Origin of the sequence: Streptococcus parasanguinis, assembly GCF_001069785.1 — a bacterium.
In the GTDB taxonomy this organism is placed as follows: domain Bacteria; phylum Bacillota; class Bacilli; order Lactobacillales; family Streptococcaceae; genus Streptococcus; species Streptococcus parasanguinis_T.
This window is the reverse complement of the sequence record NZ_JVSR01000102.1, coordinates 12,353-33,211: the sequence shown is the minus strand read 5'-3', so window position 1 is coordinate 33,211 and position 20,859 is coordinate 12,353. Positions and strand designations below refer to the sequence as shown.

Below are 20,859 nucleotides of genomic sequence, written 5' to 3'. Positions count from 1 at the left end.
TATTTTTAGTATTCTAAAAGAGATAAAGGAATTAAAGCAAATAAAAGGTAAATAAATAGATAGACGTAATCTAATTTGTATTGTCTTTATCTGGACTATACATCCGTATCTTGAACAGGTTACTAAAAAGGTGCTAAATTATGAAAAAAGTCCCATTGTTAGTATTTAAAAAAAGACAAGGTGTTTTATCCTTGTCTTTTTCGTTTTACGTTTTAGTACTGCTTTTGTTTCAATGTCAATAAATGTGTTCTTTTTGGAGTATTCTATATATTCGAGGTAACATTATCATGGTATAGATCAGGAGAGAAACACCTCCAAATATGAATATCAGACCTCCGTTTATGTCCTTTTGAAATAGATAAGTAAATACAATGGTACCTATCGGCATGATAGACGTATTTAGTGTGAACAGAGTACTCATTACTCTTCCTAAATAATTTGTTTCAATACTACTTTGAAGATAGGTCATGACGACAATATTTAGAATAACAAGAGTAAATGCTATAATTCCCATAAATAAACCGCCAACGGAAGAAATAATCACTTGGGTGTTAGTAGTTGAAAATGTAATACCCAAACCAACGATAGCGATGGTTAGAAGAAAAAGTGGAATGCGAATTCTATTAGAAAGAAGTGTATTATTTTCTTTTTTGTCTGGCAATAGTGACATAGACACACTGGCTAATAACATTCCAACTGCAGACATTGTTTCTAGGATACCTACTGTTGCATTATCTAATAAGAGTTGCTCTTTGACTACAAATGGCACTCCAATGCTAATGGAAGTATAGAAAAAATTCAGTACAACACTAACTAGAATAATATATTTTACAATCTGATTTTCTTTTAAAAATTGGATAATTTCTTTGAACCCCTGTTGATGCTTTTCATTCTGTTTAATCTTAGCTTCTTGCTCTTCATGTTCATAGAAGAATTTCATGGTAAGTAAGACACCTAAAGAAAGGATATTTGCAATGATTTCTATAAGAATAAAGCCTGAGAAGCCTAACCAATTATAAAGAATGACTCCAATAGCTGGGGAAAGCATGGTTGCGATAGCAATGGCGGTTTGTGTAACAGAACTTAATCGTTGAATTTTTTTATCGTTTACTAACTCGTGGATAGAGGCTGAATAACAAGTATCATTGATGTTGACTGTAATAGAGTGGAGTACGACAAACGGGATTACGAGGTATAATATAGTAGATGAATTCGTTAAAAAATAAAAAGCATAAAACAGAAGAAAGATTAAAAGCCTAAAGATAAAATTATAAATTAAGATCTTTTTATGACGGTATCTGTCTACTAAATTACCGATTGGAACTAAGAAAATTAAACTAACTAAAGGATAGATAATCATATTGATTCCAAAACTCATTGCCGATTTTGTTTGGTCCAGTAACATTAATCCTAAAGCAAAATTAAAAGCTTTTCCACTTAAAGAACTAATAAAACTACTAATAAAGTCTTTGATGATTTGTCTATTAGACATTTTATCACTTATTAAATTCTTAATATTAATCCCCTCCATTCGTTTCAACATTGCTTCGGTTATCTAATCCTATTCAATCAACCTGTGTTGTAAGGTAATTGGAATATTAGATAAACCATAATTTTTGTTAATTAAGATTTTATCAATTTTACTAATAAAAGTATAATAAAAAATGTAAAAAAAAATTGTATTTATGTTTACTAATTATATTTCTCTCTTGCTTTGATATTATCTAAATTGATAACTTCTTACGTACCTCTTCTAAAATAGGATATATTTTACAAGCGTTAAAGGATTTCAAAATGAAACAGATTGATTTATTTTGCTTTTTATAGGTTTTAAATTCACAATAGGTGCTAGTACTATTTATCATACCACTTGACACCGCTTTCAAACGGGAGTACAATGATATTGAGGAAAAGATGGCTTATCTCTTTTATTTAGGAGGTGGCAGATATGCAAATCTATTTTATTTATTCTATTTTCTTTCTATTATCACTTGTAGTTCTAGCTTATCTTATTAAGTTACTCATTGCTCGTTTAAAAAGAAACTAAGTAACATTTTGCCCAAATAGTAGTTATTTGGGCTTTTTGCTATACTTTAGCCTAGTGGATTAAATTTATAAAGATAGGATTTAGAATATTCTTATTGAGTGATTTTATTTTATGAAGGTTGTTTATAGGTAAGGGGGAAAATAGATGGTTTCTAAAATTGATGTGGCTTGGGACTTGTTTCTGGAAGGAAAAATATCAGAAGCAAAAAAATTGGTTGAACAAGATTTTTCTATTGATGCCTGTACAGATTTTAGCCTTTTAAATCTGATGGGATATTTATTGTTAGCAGAAAAAGACTATGTTTCATGTACACATATTTTTGAGAAATACATTTTATTAGCTCAACTAAATGAAGATAAAGAAAATGAACATATTGGATTACATCAATTAGCGATGATCTACAGGGAACAGGGGAATTTCCATAAGGCTTTAAAACTCATTAAAGATGAAGAGAAGATAATTGAAGAGCATTTTCCAAATGATAATCTAAAGAAAGCTGTGAATAACTACGAACAAGGCTATGTGAGATTTAAATTAAACAACCTTGATGAAGCTCTTACATTCATGAATCTATCACTGGAACAATCTTTAGAAACTGATGATGTGATTTCTCAAGCTTGTAGCTATAGAGGGTTAGGTGAAATCTATTTAGCTTTGGAAGATACGGAATTATCCAATAGACATTTCAAACGAGCTATAGAACTTTTCGAAAGTGTTGGAGAGTTTGAAGGGATAAAGGAAATTGAGGAATTGATTCACGAATGATTTTACATTTAGTTTTTGTTATTAGTTTGCCTAAATAAAAAGTTTTAATATGCTATAAATTATGTATTTGATTAAGGGGAATAAGATGAGAGGTTGTGATAGAAATGGAATTTCTATTTATTTTAATTATTTTTATACCTTATTTCTTTTATTTAGAATGGAAGGATAAGCCTAAACAAAAAAATATGTCCTTTTGCTATCTTTATAAGTTTTATATGATTTACTTGTGGTTTATCCTCATAATTTCCATAATGGCTATCGGTATTTTTTCCCTTGGAGTACTAGCTGTTAGAGGCGAAAAACTTACGTCTGGTTTCTTTGTTTTATCTTTTTTAGGTATAGTTCTATTTAGTTTCTATATTTTTAGTATTCTAAAAGAGATAAAGGAATTAAAGCAAATAAAAGGTATGTAAATATTAACTAAGAGAACTAGCTAACTAGCTTAAGTAAAATATAACACGGCCATGATTCATGAGCCGTGTTTTTGTATGAATGTACAATTGAAAAATTTTTAGTTTTCACTTAAATAAAGTACATAATTGACAATGATTAGCTCAAAAACATTTTTGGGTTACTAGAAATCGTAGAAGTTCCGTGACTAATTCTTGAGCCTAGGGCACTTTTTTCACAGCGGAAAGTCTCTACAGAAAATAAATGGGAAATGTTATATAAATAGGAGTTTATCCACCATCTAAAGTAACTCGTGAATGCGAATTTTTGTAAATTTAAAGTTAACAAGTGATGGAATATCTAAATATAATGAATTGATTTTTGAAGAAGGAAGGAGTAAAATAAAGTTAATATAATGACCGATTAGAGATAAATAAAACAAGACAAAAAAAGGCACCGAATCGGTGCACACTTTTTCAAGTCGGATACGGACAAAGCCTTATTTTAACTTGCTGTGTTGTTTCGAATGGTCACAAAACTTATTTTTTGTATGATATAATAGAATATTTTAAAAATGAAGGGATTTTCTATGGAGAGTGATGTGTTTTTTGATTATTATTTAAAATCACTTAGGTTTTATTTTGGTGATAGGTGTAAGGATATTGGATTTATAAAGTTTTTGAAAGATGAAAATAATAGTTTTATTACAATAGAGGATTATGTTTTAGAATCATTAGTAGTTTTGACAAATATTTTGAGTAAGGAGAGGATTGTGTTTTCTTGTGGATTTATTCATAGCAAGGGGGTAGTTACTGGAGTAGAAGTATGTATGAATATATTAGAGTTAGAAAAATTAAATAATTTGTATAAGATTTAGTTTTGAAGAATATTAAAAAACATAAGGGAAACTGTCTATGTGGGATGTGTGGAGTTGATAGTATCAATGTTTCTAGTTATAGAGCTTTGTTGTTTCGAACAGTCCCAAAACAAGAAAAACAAAAAAATGATGGTCTAGGAGCTCGATACATTGAGCTTCTTTTTCTTGAGAAATTCAAATCATAATTTTACAGACTTTTAGGTCATTAATTGATTCTCCCCTCCGCTTTTTCTTTGACTCTCCTTTCTTATTTTTCTAAAATAGTAGGTGTGTGAAGGGAGATTGATATGAAAAAAGGTTTGGTAATTGTGCTTTCTGCTTTGGTCTTGGCTTCGTGTGGTCGTCCTCAGAGGACGGTGTCGCCTAAGAGTTCGGATACCAAGCAGACCAGCACTTCGGAAAAGAAACAGTCTGGTATGGATTTGAAAGCCATCAAGGCTAAGGACTACTCGAGTATCAAGGGGACTTGGATCGATGGTCGTGGCAATGAGCTGATCTTTGATGATAAGGGCTTGGTCAGCGAGGATGTCGAGCTTGATGCATCGAGCTTTAAGCAGAAGGACCAGATCGCTGAGATGACGGTTAGTGCCAAGTCGGGTGTTGGAGGCTACGGTCTCTTGCTCCTTCCAAAAGGTCAGAAAGCGGGCAAAGACGATGCTTCGGATAAGTCCAAGGATCGGATCTGGGCTGGTCAGTCACCGGCTTATGGTGATGATGATAATTACTACTATCGCAAGAAAGAGCAACCGAAAGATCGGGAGCAAGCAGATACAGACGATAGCAGTAGTACGACAAAGACCAGTAAGGCCAAGAAGTGGAATACTCGATCGGATGGTGAGGTCAAGTCTTCGAAGAAGGCGGATAAGAATGATTATCCAGGCTACACCGATGCTCAGGTCGAAGCTGCGCGTGTCTGGGCTTATGTGATCAAGTCTGTACCGACAGAATTGAGTATTAATGAAAAGAGTGCTGGTACAAAAATTTACTTTGGTGGGCTAGGAGTTGACTATCCTAAAGATGTTCGTCAGTTGTTTACACCAATTTCTGCAGAAGGCCATGTGACTTATGCATCCAATGGTGATGGAACAGTCACGATCTATCCTGTACCGAGCCACTGGCAACAGTCTGCTGATGAACTCAATAGTGAAGAGTTTATGACGCAATTTACCCAAGGGATCTTGGACCATGCTGAAACGGTGACATTGCCAGACGGGGATCCAGACATGATTCGTCAGATTCTTGCAGTACTGAAGTAAGAGAGATTATGGTAGAATAATATTAGATAAAATTTTTTAAACTATTAAAGATCTAATGACCTATTAGGTTATAAGATTAAAGGTTTGGTATATCTTTTACAGGAAGCTTATGCAATTTTGGTCAATTACAGGTCGTTTTCTACTTGTAAAAATAAAAGGAGAAAATCTATGAAAAAAACTATGTTTGCTACAATGACCATTCTCTCGCTATTTCTGTCATCGTGCGCGCAAAAAGAAGTGAAGAATGAAGACAAAAAAGAGCAGTCTACTGAACAGAATGTAAAAGATTCTACAAAGGAAAGTAAAGAATCAGTGGTCAAAGGGATGAATCAAGCCCCTACCTCATTGGTTGGAAATGAAAAACCTAATGTAGTATTTGCTTATATGCTTCAAAATCAAATCAATGGCGAAAATGAGATAGCGAGAGTGTATTATAATGAAGAGTATCTGATCCTTGTCTTCTCTGTATCAGAAAATATGCTATCTTTAGCAAATATAAATCCAAAAGATTATTGTAAGACGCTTTTTGATTTAAAAGAAGAGATAGTAAAGCAATACAATGCAACTCGAAAAACACCAAGCAGTATAAAACTTAAAATATATGATAAAGATGAGAAGCTCTTGGCAACGGAGGAAAATGGAGCTTTGGTGATTAAGTAACTAAATTTAGTTAACCATCTGTCGCCATCTACGTTTTACATTTTTCTCACGAATCCACATTTATTGTTTTTTTAAGCTGATCCTGTTACAATGATAGTACTCGGAAAAGACTGGGCTTCCAGCCTTTTTCATTTCACTTTAGAAAGGTCTTTTATGAAACGCAAATCGATTTTGTTTCTCTATTTACTCTTGCTAGCGATCGGCCTAGCCTATGAGACCCAGTCACTGACAGAAGGCTGGATGTCTGGTAGTCAGTACGGGATTGTGGGACTTTCTACCCTGATCCTTTTGGTTTATGCACTTCCTGCTGTTTGGGCTCTCTTTCATTTTGCGAAGAAGTGGAAGTTGTCTTGGGTACCGGTTCTCTTTTCTTTATTAGGAGGGGGCTTTGTTGCCGGTTGGTTGTCTAGCTTTGCCAATACCTATTTCCATGACATGATTCAAGCGATCGCTCCAAATAGCGACTTTTGGAACCAGTACGAGAGTGCCATCGCTGCGCCACTCTTTGAGGAACCCTTTAAGTTGATTCCTATCTTCTTTGTCCTCTATTTGTTCAGCGTCCGTCGCATCAAGTCAATCTTCCTCTTGGCTATTGCCTCTGGTCTTGGTTTCCAGATCGTGGAGGACTTTGCCTATATCCGTCAGGACCTACCGGAAGGTTTCTCTTACACGGTGTCAGGAATTCTCGGTCGTGTGGCTAATGCGCCTATGTCTCACTGGGTCTACACAGGACTTGTTATGCTGGGGCTCTTCCTAATTGTCCAAGCAAGCAGAGGACGCAAGGATTTACGTCTAGTAGGCTGGGGATACATAGTAGCTGGGTTCGGACTCCATTTTGTTGGAAATTCACCCTTCTCACAAATCGTGACCGAGTTGCCGATTGCGATTCCAGTCTTGAATGCTACTGGGCTCTTCCTGATCTACCAAGCTTATCAAACCGTCGAGCGATTAGAACAAGGAAAATAAAAAAATAATGCGTATGTTTGCACACATACGCATTTTTGTTATTTTGGAAATACTTTTGTATAAACTGGGTGATCCTATAGCTGTAAACTAAATTCTATTTTGAAAGAAATATTTGAGAGTTTCCGCAGTGAGAAAAGTGCTTGAAACATTGTTGTTTCAAGTACTCGGGAGTTTTGAAACGTTAGATTCAAAACTAAGTCATGGAACTTCTTCGAAGTTCGCTGACGTCCGTACTCACCTAAGGGAAGTCTCTAAGAGTATAGGATCTTAAAATAGATTTATTTTCCAAGACAGAACTGGCTGAAGAGTTGGGTGATGAGCTCATCTGGAGCAGCATCTCCTGTGATTTCTCCGAGGATTTCCCAGGTGCGGGTGAGGTCGACTTGAAGCAAGTCTACCGGCATACCGAGGGCCAAGCCTTCGTTGACCGCTTGCAGACTTTCAACAGCTTTCTCGATGAGAGAGATGTGACGAGCATTAGAAAGATAAGTTGCATCTTGCTCAACCAGCCCAGCATTTTCGAAGAAGAGGGCGTTGATCCGGTCTTCGATTTGATCGATGTTTTGGTTTTTCAGAACGGAAATCTTGATATGATCATCCGGCAGTTGGTCGATTTCGATCTTCTCTGGGAGGTCGACCTTGTTGAGGAGGATGATGCGGTTACTATCTTGAGAGATCTCAAGGAGCTGGCGATCTTGATCGGTCAAGGGCTCGCTAGCATTTAGGACCAGGAGGACCAGATCAGCTTCCTTGAGGGCTTTTTTCGAACGTTCGACACCGATTTGCTCGACGATGTCTTCGGTTTCCCGGATCCCAGCCGTATCGACCAACTTGAGGGGAACGCCGTTGATGTTAACGTATTCTTCGATGACGTCCCGGGTGGTCCCTTCGATATCGGTCACGATAGCTTTTTCCTCTCTAAGAAGGTTGTTGAGGAGGCTAGACTTGCCGACGTTTGGTCGACCGATGATGGCCGTAGAGATCCCTTCGCGCAGGATCTTGCCACGGCGAGCTGTCTTCAGCAAATTGGTCAAGAGGGCTTCAAACTCGGTGGTCTTTTCACGAATGATCTCAGTGGTAGCTTCCTCGACATCATCGTACTCAGGATAGTCGATGTTGACTTCGACTTGAGCCAGAGTATTGAGGATCTCTTGGCGGGTGTTGTTAATCAGATCAGATAGGGAGCCGTCCAACTGTTTGACGGCAATATTCATAGCCTTGTCGGTCTTGGCGCGGATAATATCCATGACGGCCTCAGCCTGAGTCAAATCGACCCGACCGTTCAGGAAGGCCCGTTTGGTAAATTCACCAGGTTCGGCCAAACGAGCTCCCTCACGGATGACTAGCTGCAGGATTTCGTTTGTCACAGCGATCCCTCCGTGGGTATTGATCTCGATGATGTCTTCGCGGGTGAAGGTCTTAGGTGAGCGCATAGCTCCTACCATGACTTCATCGAGAATCTCGTCCTTATCTGGATCCACGATGTGGCCGTAGTTGAGGGTATGGCTGGCCACACTAGTTAAATCTTTCCCTTTAAAGATTTTTTGCGCAATGGCAAAGCTGTCGGTTCCGCTCAAGCGGACGATCCCGATCGCCCCCTCACCGAGAGGAGTCGAGATGGCAGCGATGGTATCAAATTCATTAGTAATCATGTCAATTCTCTTTTCCTGTAGATTCATCTCTATTCTATCGTAAAGTCCGCAGACGGGCAAGGTTTTGCTTTTAGAACTAAAAGTTGGAAAGGTTTTCAATTAACTAGTGAAATCTCTTACAGAATATGCTATACTGTAAGAGAATATAAAAGGAGGTCTATGATGGTAAACCTAAAAGAACAGGTAGGAATTAAAGCGGCTGAGTTTGTCAAAGACGGCATGATTGTCGGTCTTGGTACAGGGTCAACTGCTTATTATTTTGTGGCTGAATTGGGTCGTCGCATCAAAGAAGAAGGCTTGAAAATCACAGCTGTCACGACGTCAAGTGTGACCTATGATCAGGCTGAAAGTTTAGGCATCCCGCTCAAGGCCATCGACGATGTCGAAGTGGTCGATGTGACAGTAGATGGCGCAGATGAAGTGGATCCTCAATTAAACGGGATCAAAGGTGGAGGCGGGGCTCTCCTCATGGAAAAGATCGTCGCAACCAATTCTAAAGACTGCATTTGGATTGTGGATGAATCCAAACAAGTCGCAACCCTTGGGGCTTTCAAACTTCCAGTGGAAGTAGTGCAATACGGGGCTGAAAATCTCTTCCGTCATTTTGAGCAAAAAGGCTACCATCCTGCCTTCCGTCTTGCGGATGATCAGCGCTTTGTCACTGACCAAGGCAACTTTATCATCGACTTGGATCTCAAGGTGATCAAGGATACGGATGCTTTGGCTAATGAACTAGATCACACGGTTGGAGTTGTAGAGCACGGTTTGTTCTTGAATATGATTTCAAAAGTGATTGTAGGGACACCAGATGGCCCAGTCATCATTGAAAAATAGAGAGTGGGACAGAAATCGGTAATTCGTTAGAATTCGATTTCGTTGTCCCACCTCCGCACAGTTGAGTAGGGCTGTAAAAGCTGATGAAATCAGCSTAGTAGAGCCCACTCAACYACTGCGTCTTGCTCGACAATCCAAAAATAATTGAGAGGCTAGGACTTTTGTCCCAGCCTCGGATCAATCAACGGCTCTCTTCTTATAGGGATATGGTATAATATAGCTAGTTTAATAAAGGAAAGAGGCAGTATATGTCAAAATTTAAACGCATGCACTTAGTTGTGCTGGATTCAGTTGGGATCGGTGCTGCACCAGATGCCAATAACTTTGTCAATGCAGGAGTTCCAGATGGCGCATCTGATACATTGGGCCACATCTCTAAAACCGTCGGTTTGAATGTACCAAACATGGCGAAAATCGGTCTTGGAAATATTCCTCGTGAAGTACCATTGAAGACGGTGCCAGCTGAAAGCAACCCAACTGGTTATGCGACAAAATTGCAAGAAGTCTCTCTTGGGAAAGACACCATGACTGGTCACTGGGAAATCATGGGGCTCAACATTACAGAACCGTTTGATACTTTCTGGAATGGTTTCCCTGAAGAAATTTTGACTAAAATTGAAGAATTCTCAGGACGTAAGGTCATCCGTGAAGCCAACAAACCTTATTCTGGTACAGCGGTTATCGATGACTTTGGACCACGTCAAATGGAAACTGGTGAGTTGATCATTTATACGTCAGCAGACCCTGTGCTTCAAATCGCAGCTCACGAAGACATCATTCCTTTGGATGAACTCTACCGTATCTGTGAATACGCTCGTTCCATCACTTTGGAACGTCCAGCTCTTCTAGGACGTATCATTGCCCGCCCTTATGTTGGGGAACCAGGTAACTTCACACGGACAGCCAACCGTCGTGACTTAGCTGTTTCTCCATTTGCGCCAACTGTTTTGGACAAGTTGAACGAAGCTGGGATCGATACCTATGCAGTTGGTAAGATCAATGATATCTTCAACGGAGCTGGTATCAACCACGATATGGGCCACAACAAATCAAATAGCCACGGTATGGATACCTTGATTAAGACGATGGGGCTTCCTGAGTTCCAAGAAGGCTTCTCATTTACCAACTTGGTAGACTTTGATGCTCTTTATGGTCATCGTCGCAATGCTCACGGCTACCGCGATTGCTTGCATGAATTTGACGAACGCTTGCCAGAAATCATTGCAGCTATGCGTGAAGATGACCTCTTGATGATCACTGCAGACCACGGAAATGACCCAACCTATGCTGGTACTGACCATACACGTGAATACATCCCATTCTTGGCTTATAGCCCATCCTTCAAGGGCAATGGTGTGATTCCAGTCGGACATTTCTCTGATATCTCTGCGACAATTGCTGAGAACTTTGGTGTTGAAAAAGCCATGATCGGTGAAAGCTTCTTAGACAAACTAAACTAAGATGGCACGCTTCGCTCTCCTCGTAAGAGGGATCAATGTTGGCGGGAAGAATAAGGTCGTGATGGCAGAGCTTCGAGAGGAGCTTCAAACGATCGGGCTGGATGAGGTAGAGACCTACATCAATAGTGGCAATATCTTCTTTGAATCTGCTGCTTCTAAAGAAGAATTGGTAGATTTGCTGGGACATTTCTTTTGTGATCACTATCCCTTTATCCAGTCTTTTTCTCTCTTTTCAGCTGAGGACTATGCGCAAGATCTCGCTGCTCTACCAGCCTGGTGGCAGGAGGATCTGGCCCGCAAGGATGTTCTCTTTTACACAGAAGGCCTCGATCAGGATGCTGTTTGGGAGCTGGTCTCCTCTTTTTCGCTCGGTGATGAAATCATCCATCGTGGAAGCCTTGGGATCTACTGGGGCAAATACTCAGAAGAGACCTATACAAAGACCGCTTACCACAGACAAGTCCTCAAGATGCCGGATTACCGTTTGTTGACCATTCGCAATGCCAATACATTTGACAAAATTGGCCAATTTTTAAGGAAATCATAAAGGAGATATGCAATGACATTATTAGCAAAAATCAATGAAACAGCTGCTTTTTTGAAAGGCAAAGGAATGGAAGCACCTGAGTTTGGCTTGATCCTTGGATCAGGTCTTGGAGAACTGGCTGAAGAAATCGAAAATCCAGTCGTAGTAGACTACTCTGAAATTCCAAACTGGGGTCGTTCAACGGTTGTCGGCCATGCGGGTAAATTGGTCTACGGTGAGCTTGCTGGACGCAAGGTTTTGGCCCTTCAAGGACGTTTCCACTTCTACGAAGGAAACCCACTAGAAGTGGTGACTTTCCCAGTTCGTGTCATGAAAGTTTTGGGCTGTGAAGGGGTTCTTGTTACCAACGCAGCCGGTGGTATCGGCTTTGGTCCTGGTACTTTGATGGCCATCACAGACCACATCAATATGACTGGTCAAAACCCATTGATCGGTGAAAACTTGGATGACTTTGGTCCACGTTTCCCTGATATGTCAAAAGCTTACACACCTGAATACCGTGAGACAGCTCATAAAGTGGCTGACAAATTGGGTATCAAGTTAGATGATGGGGTTTATATCGGTGTGACTGGTCCTACCTACGAAACTCCAGCTGAAATCCGTGCGTATAAGACACTTGGCGCAGATGCTGTCGGAATGTCAACTGTTCCTGAAGTCATCGTTGCAGCACACTCTGGCTTGAAGGTTCTTGGTATTTCATGTATTACCAACTTTGCGGCTGGTTTCCAAGAAGAGCTCAACCACGAAGAAGTAGTAGAAGTGACAGAGCGCGTCAAAGGCGACTTCAAAGGATTGCTGAAAGCGATTCTTGCTGAACTCTAATCCAATGAAAGTACGACTCCAAAGTCTGCCCTATGGACTGAGGTTACTTCTAGCCACCTTATCATTAGGGATTGGGACGGGTCTGGTCGGAATTGCCTGTCATTATCTACTAGAAGGGGTGCAAGAGCTGGCCTTTGGCCAAGCTAGTTCGGATTTGCTCCAGCAATTTCAAGAAGTTGGAGGTCTCCGTAGATTTCTGGTTTTGTGTGTGACTGGGTGCTTGGCAGCTGGCTTCTGGTATGTCCTGCAAAGGCGTTATCAGATCCTGTCTATTCGTCAGCAAATTGACTTAGCTGGAGACAGGGAACCAGCGCCCTTAGCCCACCTCCTTCATTCAGGGATGCAGGTGGCAATTGTCGGAGCAGGTGCATCGGTCGGAAAAGAAGGAGCCCCACGTGAGGTCGGGGCTCTTCTAGCTGGTCACTTGGCGAAGGGGTTCTCACTAGCTCTTAAAGAGCGAAAAGTCTTGATTGCCTGTGGTTCTGGAGCTGGTTTGGCTGCGGTTTATCAGGTCCCCTTTGCCAGTAGCTTGTTCGTCTTTGAGACCTTAGGACTCGCCTACAGTTGGCAGAACCTTCTACTGGTTTCGACCAGTACTTATCTGGCCACCTGGGTCGCTCAGCCCATCGTTGGTCAGGAGGCCGTTTATCACCTGTCCGCAGTCTCATGGTCGGCTAGCAGCTTCTTACAGGCTATTGTGATTGCTTTCTTAGTCACTCCCTTGGCTCTGGTCTTTGCTTTCCTCGCCAAGCGGGCTAGTCACAAACGGCGGAAGGATGGGATGATTCTTTGGGCTCTTCCTCTAGCCTTTCTAGTGCTGGGGAGCCTAGTAGCCTTTTTCCCTATCTTTATGGGAAATGGCCAGGTACTAGCACAAGCCCTCTTGTCTAGCCAGTCGATTCCTTATCTTCCACTGACCCTTGCAGTGAAGGGGCTTCTGGTTTACCTCCTCTTGCGCAATGGTGCCTATGGGGGAACCTTGACACCATCATTTGCCCTTGGGATTGGATCTGGCTATCTAGTGACCTTACTTTTGACAGTTCTTGGGATTCATCTGGATCCTGCTATAGGGATGTTACTAGGAGCGACCGTCTTTTTAGGGACGACCTTAGAAGCTCCTCTGACAGCCATTGCCCTGAGCCTTGGATTTACAGGCCAGGCTTGGAGTTTAACAATTCCGCTTGTACTTGCGGCTGGACTGTCTTATGTGATTCGAAAGAGATGGGAGAAGAAACGATGAAGGTACATTTTGTACTACATGAAACCTTTGAAGTACCGGGCGCTTATCTAAAATGGGCGCAGGAGCGTGGTCATCAAGTGACCACGACCAAAGTCTATGAGAATGAAGCTTTACCAGAGACAGTGGATGAGATTGACTTCTTAATTGTGATGGGAGGTCCTCAATCGCCAGATGAAGATCGGGAAGCTTTTCCATACTACGATCCTCAGGCAGAGATCGAGTTGATTCAAAAGGCCATGAAGGCAGATCGTTATATTGTTGGGGTCTGTCTTGGTGCCCAGCTCCTGTCTGTTGCTTATGGCGCAGAGTATGAACACAGCCCTGAGCGCGAGATTGGTGTTTATCCTGTGACCTTGACGCCTGAAGGACTCACAGATCCACATGTCGGTGAGTTTGGAAAAACTCTTGAAACTGGTCACTGGCATGGTGATATGCCAGGATTGACAGAAGATGCTGTTGTTCTTGCGACTAGTAAAGGGTGTCCGCGTCAGATTATTCGCTTTAGTCCGAAACATTATGCCTTCCAAGCTCACTTGGAATTTGATCCAGAAGCAGTCAATCTCTTGATTGCTGCAGACGGGGAAGATGTTATAGAAAAACAAAGTCAAAAATTAACCTTTGTTCAACAACCTGAAGCCATTCGTGCTTACGATTATCGAGAAATGAATGCCAAACTCTATGCGTTTTTGGATTCATTAACAAATTAAATAAAAAAGAAAGGTAGAGCATGTGTTCAGATTTGAACACGAGCGGAAAGCTCGGAAAATAGATAATCTGACTGAGAAATCAGGATTTCTCGTCAGATTCCTAATTTTCAGTCGCTTTCTGGTCGCTCTTTGTATCATAAACTATGTCTATCCATATTGCTGCTAAGCAGGGTGAAATTGCTGATAAAATTCTTCTTCCTGGGGATCCTCTTCGTGCGAAATTTATTGCTGAGAACTTCCTTGAAGACGCTGTTTGCTTCAATGAAGTCCGTAACATGTTTGGTTACACGGGTACTTACAAGGGTCACCGTGTATCTGTCATGGGTACTGGAATGGGGATGCCATCGATCTCTATTTATGCGCGTGAGTTGATCGTAGACTACGGTGTGAAGAAATTGATCCGTGTGGGAACAGCTGGTTCTTTGAACGAGGATGTGCATGTTCGTGAATTGGTCTTGGCACAAGCAGCTGCAACCAACTCAAACATCATCCGCAACGACTGGCCTCAATACGATTTCCCTCAAATTGCTAGCTTTGATCTTTTAGACAAGGCTTACCACATTGCCAAGGACCTTGGTATGACGACTCACGTCGGCAATGTCTTGTCATCAGATGTCTTCTATTCAAACTATGGTGAAAAGAATATCGAGCTTGGTAAATGGGGCGTCAAAGCTGTGGAAATGGAAGCAGCGGCTCTTTACTATCTTGCTGCTCAACACCATGTTGATGCCCTTGCTATCATGACGATTTCAGACAGTTTGGTTAATCCAGATGAGGATACAACCGCTGAAGAACGTCAAAATACTTTCACAGATATGATGAAAGTCGGTCTTGAGACCTTGATTGCAGACTAATGGCAAAATTCCTTCATGATGAATGGCTCTACGATCTCCAAAATTATCACTACAGCCGGGCTCTGCGCTCTATCAAACAGCAGGAAGAAGTACCGGATTTGTTGGTAAGTTTACTGCAGTTAATGGCGGAGCGTCGAGAGCTTAATATCCAACCCGTCATGAATCAAAAGTTGAGAACCGAGTTGCTAGAGGCAACTGGTTTTCAGCTTTTTTGGCATGAAGATCCAGAAGATGAGCAGTTGGCCAACTACCTCTATGATCTTGAAGCGAAGCTGCGAAATGAGCAGATTATTGACTTTGTTCGTGCCGTTAGCCCAGCCATCTATCGGATCTTTATGCGATTGATTCAGTTGAAAATCCCTGATATTACCAACTATATTCATAACTCCAAAGAATCCAGTTATGACCGTTGGAAGTTTGAGAGCCTGCATGCGTCTGACAACCCTATCCTGCAGCAATTCCACAGCGAAAGTGTGGTTAATTCGTCCAGTTTGACGGAGTTGATTGTGCAGTTGGATTTGCCAGATAGCGTCAAAGTTGCGGCCCAACAATTGCGGGAGTTAGAAAAATCAGTTCGCAATCCCCTGGCCCATTTGATCAAGCCCTTTGATGAGGAAGAGCTCCATCGGACGACGGGTTTCTCTTCTCAGGATTTTATGAAGAATTTGATTGACCTTGCAAGCTACACTGGCATTCATTATGATCAAGTTAACTTTTATTTTGATCAGGCCAATGCTGTCATGGAAGAGCTACTAAAGGAGAAGTAGATGGATAAGATTGCTCAACTACAGGAGATGATTGATCAGAGTCAACGGATCGTGTTTTTCGGAGGGGCAGGAGTTTCTACGGAGTCAAATATTCCAGATTTTCGAAGCTCGGACGGTGTCTATAGTGTTCAGGTAGGACGGCATTTGACAGCTGAGCAATTGGTCTCCCATACCATGTTTGAGCGCTATCCAGAGGACTTTTTCGACTTTTACAAGAAGTACTTGCTCTACCCGGATGCCAAGCCCAATGCTGCCCATCGGTATTTGGCCCGACTTGAAGAGACCGGTAAGCTCCAGGCAGTGGTGACACAAAATATTGATAGTCTCCATGAAATGGCTGGGTCAAAAAGGGTCTTGAAACTCCATGGCAGTGCTGATCGCAATTACTGTACGGGTTGCCAGCGATTTTATGATTTGGAGGCCTTTCTAGCTTTAGAAGGCCCGGTTCCACATTGCCTGAACTGTGGCAAGGTGGTTAAGCCTGATGTGACTCTTTACGAGGAACCTCTCGATATGGACGTCTTTAGCCAAGCAGTCCAAGCCATCCAAGAGGCTGATCTCCTGATTATCGGTGGAACCTCTCTTGTGGTCTACCCAGCAGCTAGCTTGATCCAGTATTTCCGAGGGAAGAAGCTGGTTGTCATCAATAAAACCAGTATCCCACAAGACAAGCAAGCAGACCTGGTTATCGAAGGAAAAATCGGCCAAATCTTTTCTCAATTAAGACAATAAAAGAACACCTGAGAGAAGTGGAAATCCACTTGTTTCAGGTGTTTTTATGTCTCAATTTTGACTAGTGCTATAAGAATGTATTTGATTATGATATAATGAAATAGATTTTCTTAAGGAGGCGAGTATGAAGAAGTTTAAAAGAATATTACCACTCGTTTTAGTAGCTTTAGGACTATTCTTCTTTGGACTTTATCACTATTTGAAAACATCTGTTGATCCTGGTTTGTTTGATAAGAATGATCAGTATATTAAGGTATATAACTACAAATCAGAGAAGATCGAGCCTAAAAAAGCAAAAGTAAAAGAAATTAATCTTGAATTTATATACGACGATAGGGCTGCTGTTCCTGATGGATTGACTTGGTCGGAAGATCTTCGGAATGATATTGGTGCTTATGACGGTGGAGATGTCATTTTACATGCCCTGTTAGAAGATGGCTCAAAAATCAGAATCCCGCTACAAAAGGCATTTCATTTAGGTCCAACATTTAGTCGGGATTTGGAATACAATGATAAATTAGAGGAGAAAATGCTTCCTAGATTCCCGAAATTCAGTACAGAGTATAATCGAAATCTTTCCTTTGCTTATTTTAGTGGAATGATGTATGTAGGAGACACTCTCTATCAAGTTCCTGAAACGGAAGCTGTTACGCGTTTTGATCTAAAGAATCCAAAAACTGGAAAGTTACAAACCTATTATGAATATGGGCATTTGCCAGAGAAAACAGATTCTCCTGTGTATTTAAAAACTAAAAAAGATGTGAGCCAAGCAGACATGCAATCTTTTTATGATGATTACCATAACAGTTGGAAGGGCTACTGGGATAGAGGAGTCGATCCTTTCCCTAAAGAGTTGACTAGCACCTACCCCTATCAGTTTCACTATTATAAATGGTTCTATTCAGATGCTCTATCGAATCTCCCTCTGAAAATAGATCTCACAGGTTCTGAATTTAAAACAACCGTCACTCGTACGCAGTTGATAAAGCCTGATCACAATGATCAGATGAAAGTGCGGACAGCCACAAAAACCTATACAGAGAAAAATAAAGAAGAATACGTACAAGAAGTCCTTGGTAAACTGTTGGAGTTCCACGAAATTAATGATCGAGCAAAAGATGAAGAGAAATATAAGTAAGAAACAAGAGCTTTCAATCTTGTTACTAGAGTTCATATTTAGGAGGTGAGCATGAAGAAGTTGAAGATTAAGAAGAAATATATCCTTCTTGCTTTAGTAAGTTTGTTTATTGGCTACATTGGGCTTCGGTATTATATCAAGCCAGATTGGTTTGATTCAGAACATATTTATCATAAGGTTTACAATTTAAAAGTTAGTCAGAAAAAGGGCCTGAAAAAGACGATACAGGATATTAATATTGAGTTTGTTCATTTTGATGAGTCAAAACCTGTTGAGGGGCAATGGATAGAATCTACAAGAAGGGATTTAAAATCTGATGGGAATTATACCATTTTACATTTATCCTTCACTGATAAGACAAAATTAGATATCTTATTCGACCGTTATAATAGCGGTTCACTCTTTAAATCGGATAGCTTTAATTATGAACAGTTTAATAAATTATCACTTCGTTTTCCGGAGATTGGAAAAGGAGATGGTAGTGAGTTTAGAAACTATCTAATGATTTACCAAGGGGATACGATCTATCAAAAATCAGGGGATCAATATGTAGTTACGAGTTTTCAGTTAAAAAATCCGAAAACACAGAAACTTCAAACATATTATGAGTATGACGTTGCACCTGATTTTAATTTTTTTCAACAGACCTATTTTTTACAAGATAAGTCACATTCAGCAGAAGAACGTCAAAAATTTTTTGATGACTATCAACCTGATGGCAAAAGAAATTATTGGATACGAGATTCTGATAGAATAATTGGTGGTACAGATAGCCTATTCAATGATAGGTTAAATATTAAGCTTGAATGGTACCCCTATCAGTTATTTTATTCTGAACGGTTTGAAAATTTACCAATTCATCTAAGTACGACAGGTAATAATTTTAAAACGACGATAACAGAAACGTATGTGATGGATCAGCAAAATGATCAAAAAGGAATCAGAGTTCAGTCTAGATCAAAAACTTATACAAACGAAACGAAAGACCAATACGTGACTGAAATACTAAATAATAAGGAAAAAACCAACGCCAGATAGCTTTATGCTATCTGGTGTTGGTTTTTATGGATATATTTTCCTTATTGGATTTGTAACGGTATATAAATCAGATATAGATAAGTCTGAATAGGTATCATCTGCAGAAAAATATTCTCGATTAAGACTGAAAGTCGCTTTATTATCCTCTGTTTCATTTAACTTTGGTGTTTCTTTTATCATTGTTGGAAGTTCAGAAATAATAGTTTGGTAAACTTTCTTAGGGTTATTTTTGAATTCCTTTTTTAATTGGCCTTCTCGTTCATCAATTTTTTTATTCAGTGCATCCATGTCTGGAGGAGACCACTTATAGTGAATCTCAAAATGATAAGTATCATCATCTACTGAGGATAACTGAAACTGATAAGTATCATACCAGCCTTTTATAAAGGCAGTCCAGTATGCGTCGACGATCGCTTTTTTCTCTTTATCACTTGGAATGTAATAAAGAGTTATGTTTTCCCAATTAGTGTCAAGATTTTGGAATAAGTCTTCTTTAATCTCTTTCTCCAGATTTTGTTTAAAAAATTCTTTAGCAGACTTTTCAATTTTAGTTAAGTTGGTCTTGTTAGATGGAGTTGTAAAATAGGTATATTCTTTGGGTCTCGAGTATATATCTAAGTGAACAAATTTATATTTAGTATTCGGTCTACCAGCAAACCAAAGGGTGTAACTGCCATCGTCTAGGTCTTCAAAGTCCAAGATTTCTTGTTCATGATTATTGTTATCTAAAATACTGATATAACTTTTGGAGATTTCTTCAGTTCCAATAATTTTAAATTCTAAATAATACCTATTGTCTCCTTCCTCCAAGTTTTTTACTGGATGTACAGAGTCAAAATAACCATTTAATTTTACATTTAGAGCAATATTAGGGTTACTTGGAATAACATCAATTTTAGGGTCGGGTTTCGATTTGTCGTTTAAAGCTAGAAGTCCAAGGATAAATGTCAGTGCAACGAAAAACAGAATGAATTTAGGTTTCATATCGCCTCCTTACTTATCAAACTTCACTTCCTCAAGCAAGTACTCGATGAATTTTTCTCCCATTTTTGAGAGGGTCGTTTTTTCATGTTTGATGTAGACCAGCTCAATCGGGTCTTCGATATCAAGGGGAATGGAGACGATGTTATTTCCGTTGAGATTGCTATTGAGGATCCCGGTCGCAATGGTGTAGCCATCCAGACCAATCAAGAGATTAAAGAGGGTTGCCCGGTCACTGACGACGATGGATTTCTTATGATGCTCTTGAGAGAGAATCTCTTCTGAGAAGTAGAAGGAGTTGTGGGTTCCTTGGTCATAGCTAAGGTATGGGAAATCTTCCAGATCAGACAAGTGAACGATCTCCTTCTTGGCAAGAGGATTGGTTTTGCTGACAAAGATATGAGGCTGTGCTGTAAAGAGGTGGGTGGCAATCAGGTGATTATCATCCAACATCTTAGAGAGGACATCCCGGTTGTAGCTATTCAAAAAGAGTACGCCAACTTCGCTTCGGAAATTCTTAACGTCATCGATGATCTCCCAAGTCCGCGTCTCCCGTAGGAAGAGCTCGTATTTTTCCATGTCGCTTTTCTTCAATAGTGAAACGAAGGCCTCAACCACGAAGGCGTAGTGCTGTGAAGAGACGCTGAAAAGCTCACGAGAACCCACAGGATTTTTATAGCGCTCGGACAAGAGGTCGATCTGCTCCACCACCTGGCGGGCATAAGAGAGGAACTCCATCCCATCGCGGGTCAAAGTGATCCCTTTAGGATTCCGGATAAAGATTTCAATCCCCATCTCATTTTCCAAGTCCTTGACGGCATTGGAAAGGCTAGGTTGCGTGATGAAGAGTTGTTTTGCGGCTTCATTCATAGAGCCGGTTTCGACGATTTTGATAATGTATTGTAATTGTTGTATTCTCATGCTTTTATTTTAACATAAAAATGCGCGTTTTTCCCGTAAAATGTGGTCTTTCAAGGACTGTATCAGAGAATAAGACAGGCTGAAGTAGGTAATAGGAAGTAGGTTGAATCAAATATTTAAAAAATAGAAAATTGGCAACAAAATCTCCATCTGGGGACTGATTTTGATGGAAAAATACAGTTTTGCCTTGCTGAAATGGAGATCC

The 20,859-nt window shown here is 40.1% G+C and carries 20 protein-coding genes; 16 read left to right on the top strand and 4 right to left on the bottom strand.

Annotated features, from left to right (window positions below; translation table 11 throughout):
* Nucleotides 1–235 precede the first annotated feature (235 nt).
* Nucleotides 236–1,543, bottom strand: a complete 1,308-nt coding sequence (locus ADG03_RS09565) for an MFS transporter (protein ID WP_049472027.1) — start codon at nucleotides 1,541–1,543, stop codon at nucleotides 236–238.
* Nucleotides 1,544–2,191: 648 nt separating this feature from the next.
* Here ADG03_RS09565 and ADG03_RS09560 point away from each other — a divergent pair.
* The 5 genes from ADG03_RS09560 to ADG03_RS09535 all read left to right on the top strand — a co-directional run bounded on the left by ADG03_RS09560 (nucleotide 2,192) and on the right by ADG03_RS09535 (nucleotide 6,961).
* Nucleotides 2,192–2,812 (top strand): tetratricopeptide repeat protein, encoded by a 621-nt coding sequence (locus ADG03_RS09560; protein WP_049472026.1) that lies wholly within the window; start codon nucleotides 2,192–2,194, stop codon nucleotides 2,810–2,812.
* Nucleotides 2,813–3,791: 979 nt separating this feature from the next.
* Complete coding sequence (locus ADG03_RS09550; RefSeq protein ID WP_239667176.1) at nucleotides 3,792–4,079, top strand: hypothetical protein; 288 nt, start codon at nucleotides 3,792–3,794, stop codon at nucleotides 4,077–4,079.
* Nucleotides 4,080–4,366: 287 nt separating this feature from the next.
* Nucleotides 4,367–5,335 carry a DUF6287 domain-containing protein gene (locus tag ADG03_RS09545; RefSeq protein ID WP_045759365.1) on the top strand — a complete coding sequence of 323 codons (969 nt, stop codon included), beginning with the start codon at nucleotides 4,367–4,369 and terminating at the stop codon, nucleotides 5,333–5,335.
* Between the two features lie 168 nt (nucleotides 5,336–5,503).
* Nucleotides 5,504–5,995 carry a hypothetical protein gene (locus ADG03_RS09540; RefSeq protein WP_049472024.1) on the top strand — a complete coding sequence of 164 codons (492 nt, stop codon included), beginning with the start codon at nucleotides 5,504–5,506 and terminating at the stop codon, nucleotides 5,993–5,995.
* A 153-nt stretch (nucleotides 5,996–6,148) separates the two neighbouring features.
* A complete protein-coding gene (locus ADG03_RS09535; RefSeq protein ID WP_045759366.1) occupies nucleotides 6,149–6,961 on the top strand; it encodes a PrsW family glutamic-type intramembrane protease in 813 nt (270 codons plus the stop codon).
* A 278-nt stretch (nucleotides 6,962–7,239) separates the two neighbouring features.
* Here ADG03_RS09535 and mnmE read toward each other — a convergent pair whose 3' ends face one another.
* Complete coding sequence (gene mnmE / locus ADG03_RS09530) at nucleotides 7,240–8,613, bottom strand: tRNA uridine-5-carboxymethylaminomethyl(34) synthesis GTPase MnmE (RefSeq protein WP_049472023.1); 1,374 nt, start codon at nucleotides 8,611–8,613, stop codon at nucleotides 7,240–7,242.
* Nucleotides 8,614–8,775: 162 nt separating this feature from the next.
* Here mnmE and rpiA point away from each other — a divergent pair, with 162 nt between their 5' ends.
* The 11 genes from rpiA to ADG03_RS09475 all read left to right on the top strand — a co-directional run bounded on the left by rpiA (nucleotide 8,776) and on the right by ADG03_RS09475 (nucleotide 18,752).
* Nucleotides 8,776–9,447 carry a ribose-5-phosphate isomerase RpiA gene (gene rpiA / locus ADG03_RS09525; protein WP_049472022.1) on the top strand — a complete coding sequence of 224 codons (672 nt, stop codon included), beginning with the start codon at nucleotides 8,776–8,778 and terminating at the stop codon, nucleotides 9,445–9,447.
* Nucleotides 9,448–9,695: 248 nt separating this feature from the next.
* Nucleotides 9,696–10,907, top strand: a complete 1,212-nt coding sequence (locus ADG03_RS09520; RefSeq protein WP_003003757.1) for a phosphopentomutase — start codon at nucleotides 9,696–9,698, stop codon at nucleotides 10,905–10,907.
* 1 nt (nucleotide 10,908) lies between these two features.
* The gene (locus ADG03_RS09515) at nucleotides 10,909–11,454 is read left to right on the top strand and encodes a DUF1697 domain-containing protein (RefSeq protein WP_049473062.1); all 546 of its coding nucleotides are present in this window, start codon (nucleotides 10,909–10,911) and stop codon (nucleotides 11,452–11,454) included.
* Nucleotides 11,455–11,466: 12 nt separating this feature from the next.
* The gene (locus ADG03_RS09510) at nucleotides 11,467–12,276 is read left to right on the top strand and encodes a purine-nucleoside phosphorylase (protein ID WP_003003514.1); all 810 of its coding nucleotides are present in this window, start codon (nucleotides 11,467–11,469) and stop codon (nucleotides 12,274–12,276) included.
* 4 nt (nucleotides 12,277–12,280) lie between these two features.
* On the top strand, nucleotides 12,281–13,516 hold the full coding sequence (locus tag ADG03_RS09505; RefSeq protein WP_239667196.1) for a chloride channel protein: 1,236 nt from the start codon (nucleotides 12,281–12,283) through the stop codon (nucleotides 13,514–13,516).
* Entirely contained in the window at nucleotides 13,513–14,223 is a 711-nt protein-coding gene (locus ADG03_RS09500) for a type 1 glutamine amidotransferase (protein ID WP_049473059.1), read from the top strand. The genes ADG03_RS09505 and ADG03_RS09500 overlap by 4 nt, the downstream gene beginning before the upstream one ends.
* Before the next feature lie 143 nt (nucleotides 14,224–14,366).
* On the top strand, nucleotides 14,367–15,077 hold the full coding sequence (deoD, locus tag ADG03_RS09495; RefSeq protein ID WP_003007097.1) for a purine-nucleoside phosphorylase: 711 nt from the start codon (nucleotides 14,367–14,369) through the stop codon (nucleotides 15,075–15,077).
* Nucleotides 15,077–15,844 carry a hypothetical protein gene (locus ADG03_RS09490; RefSeq protein ID WP_053090708.1) on the top strand — a complete coding sequence of 256 codons (768 nt, stop codon included), beginning with the start codon at nucleotides 15,077–15,079 and terminating at the stop codon, nucleotides 15,842–15,844. The genes deoD and ADG03_RS09490 overlap by 1 nt, the downstream gene beginning before the upstream one ends.
* Nucleotides 15,845–16,576 (top strand): NAD-dependent protein deacylase, encoded by a 732-nt coding sequence (locus ADG03_RS09485; RefSeq protein WP_049473057.1) that lies wholly within the window; start codon nucleotides 15,845–15,847, stop codon nucleotides 16,574–16,576. It begins immediately after the preceding gene.
* A gap of 124 nt (nucleotides 16,577–16,700) precedes the next feature.
* Nucleotides 16,701–17,714 (top strand): hypothetical protein, encoded by a 1,014-nt coding sequence (locus tag ADG03_RS09480; RefSeq protein WP_049473056.1) that lies wholly within the window; start codon nucleotides 16,701–16,703, stop codon nucleotides 17,712–17,714.
* Between the two features lie 51 nt (nucleotides 17,715–17,765).
* Complete coding sequence (locus ADG03_RS09475; RefSeq protein WP_049473055.1) at nucleotides 17,766–18,752, top strand: hypothetical protein; 987 nt, start codon at nucleotides 17,766–17,768, stop codon at nucleotides 18,750–18,752.
* 24 nt (nucleotides 18,753–18,776) lie between these two features.
* Here ADG03_RS09475 and ADG03_RS09470 read toward each other — a convergent pair whose 3' ends face one another.
* Nucleotides 18,777–19,736 carry a hypothetical protein gene (locus ADG03_RS09470; RefSeq protein WP_049473054.1) on the bottom strand — a complete coding sequence of 320 codons (960 nt, stop codon included), beginning with the start codon at nucleotides 19,734–19,736 and terminating at the stop codon, nucleotides 18,777–18,779.
* Nucleotides 19,737–19,745: 9 nt separating this feature from the next.
* Nucleotides 19,746–20,654, bottom strand: a complete 909-nt coding sequence (locus tag ADG03_RS09465; protein WP_049473053.1) for a LysR family transcriptional regulator — start codon at nucleotides 20,652–20,654, stop codon at nucleotides 19,746–19,748.
* Between the last annotated feature and the right edge of the window lie 205 nt (nucleotides 20,655–20,859).

Excerpts from the sequence above, each read along its gene's own strand:
- ADG03_RS09485 (WP_049473057.1), top strand. The coding sequence starts at position 15,845 with ATGGATAAGATTGCTCAACTACAGGAGATGATTGATCAGAGTCAACGG.
- ADG03_RS09480 (WP_049473056.1), top strand. The coding sequence starts at position 16,701 with ATGAAGAAGTTTAAAAGAATATTACCACTCGTTTTAGTAGCTTTAGGA.
- ADG03_RS09565 (WP_049472027.1), bottom strand. The coding sequence starts at position 1,543 with ATGTTGAAACGAATGGAGGGGATTAATATTAAGAATTTAATAAGTGAT.
- rpiA (WP_049472022.1), top strand. The coding sequence starts at position 8,776 with ATGGTAAACCTAAAAGAACAGGTAGGAATTAAAGCGGCTGAGTTTGTC.
- ADG03_RS09500 (WP_049473059.1), top strand. The coding sequence starts at position 13,513 with ATGAAGGTACATTTTGTACTACATGAAACCTTTGAAGTACCGGGCGCT.
- ADG03_RS09550 (WP_239667176.1), top strand. The coding sequence starts at position 3,792 with ATGGAGAGTGATGTGTTTTTTGATTATTATTTAAAATCACTTAGGTTT.
- mnmE (WP_049472023.1), bottom strand. The coding sequence starts at position 8,613 with ATGATTACTAATGAATTTGATACCATCGCTGCCATCTCGACTCCTCTC.
- ADG03_RS09520 (WP_003003757.1), top strand. The coding sequence starts at position 9,696 with ATGTCAAAATTTAAACGCATGCACTTAGTTGTGCTGGATTCAGTTGGG.
- ADG03_RS09490 (WP_053090708.1), top strand. The coding sequence starts at position 15,077 with ATGGCAAAATTCCTTCATGATGAATGGCTCTACGATCTCCAAAATTAT.
- ADG03_RS09535 (WP_045759366.1), top strand. The coding sequence starts at position 6,149 with ATGAAACGCAAATCGATTTTGTTTCTCTATTTACTCTTGCTAGCGATC.
- ADG03_RS09475 (WP_049473055.1), top strand. The coding sequence starts at position 17,766 with ATGAAGAAGTTGAAGATTAAGAAGAAATATATCCTTCTTGCTTTAGTA.
- ADG03_RS09470 (WP_049473054.1), bottom strand. The coding sequence starts at position 19,736 with ATGAAACCTAAATTCATTCTGTTTTTCGTTGCACTGACATTTATCCTT.
- ADG03_RS09540 (WP_049472024.1), top strand. The coding sequence starts at position 5,504 with ATGAAAAAAACTATGTTTGCTACAATGACCATTCTCTCGCTATTTCTG.
- deoD (WP_003007097.1), top strand. The coding sequence starts at position 14,367 with ATGTCTATCCATATTGCTGCTAAGCAGGGTGAAATTGCTGATAAAATT.
- ADG03_RS09545 (WP_045759365.1), top strand. The coding sequence starts at position 4,367 with ATGAAAAAAGGTTTGGTAATTGTGCTTTCTGCTTTGGTCTTGGCTTCG.
- ADG03_RS09560 (WP_049472026.1), top strand. The coding sequence starts at position 2,192 with ATGGTTTCTAAAATTGATGTGGCTTGGGACTTGTTTCTGGAAGGAAAA.
- ADG03_RS09465 (WP_049473053.1), bottom strand. The coding sequence starts at position 20,654 with ATGAGAATACAACAATTACAATACATTATCAAAATCGTCGAAACCGGC.
- ADG03_RS09515 (WP_049473062.1), top strand. The coding sequence starts at position 10,909 with ATGGCACGCTTCGCTCTCCTCGTAAGAGGGATCAATGTTGGCGGGAAG.
- ADG03_RS09505 (WP_239667196.1), top strand. The coding sequence starts at position 12,281 with ATGAAAGTACGACTCCAAAGTCTGCCCTATGGACTGAGGTTACTTCTA.
- ADG03_RS09510 (WP_003003514.1), top strand. The coding sequence starts at position 11,467 with ATGACATTATTAGCAAAAATCAATGAAACAGCTGCTTTTTTGAAAGGC.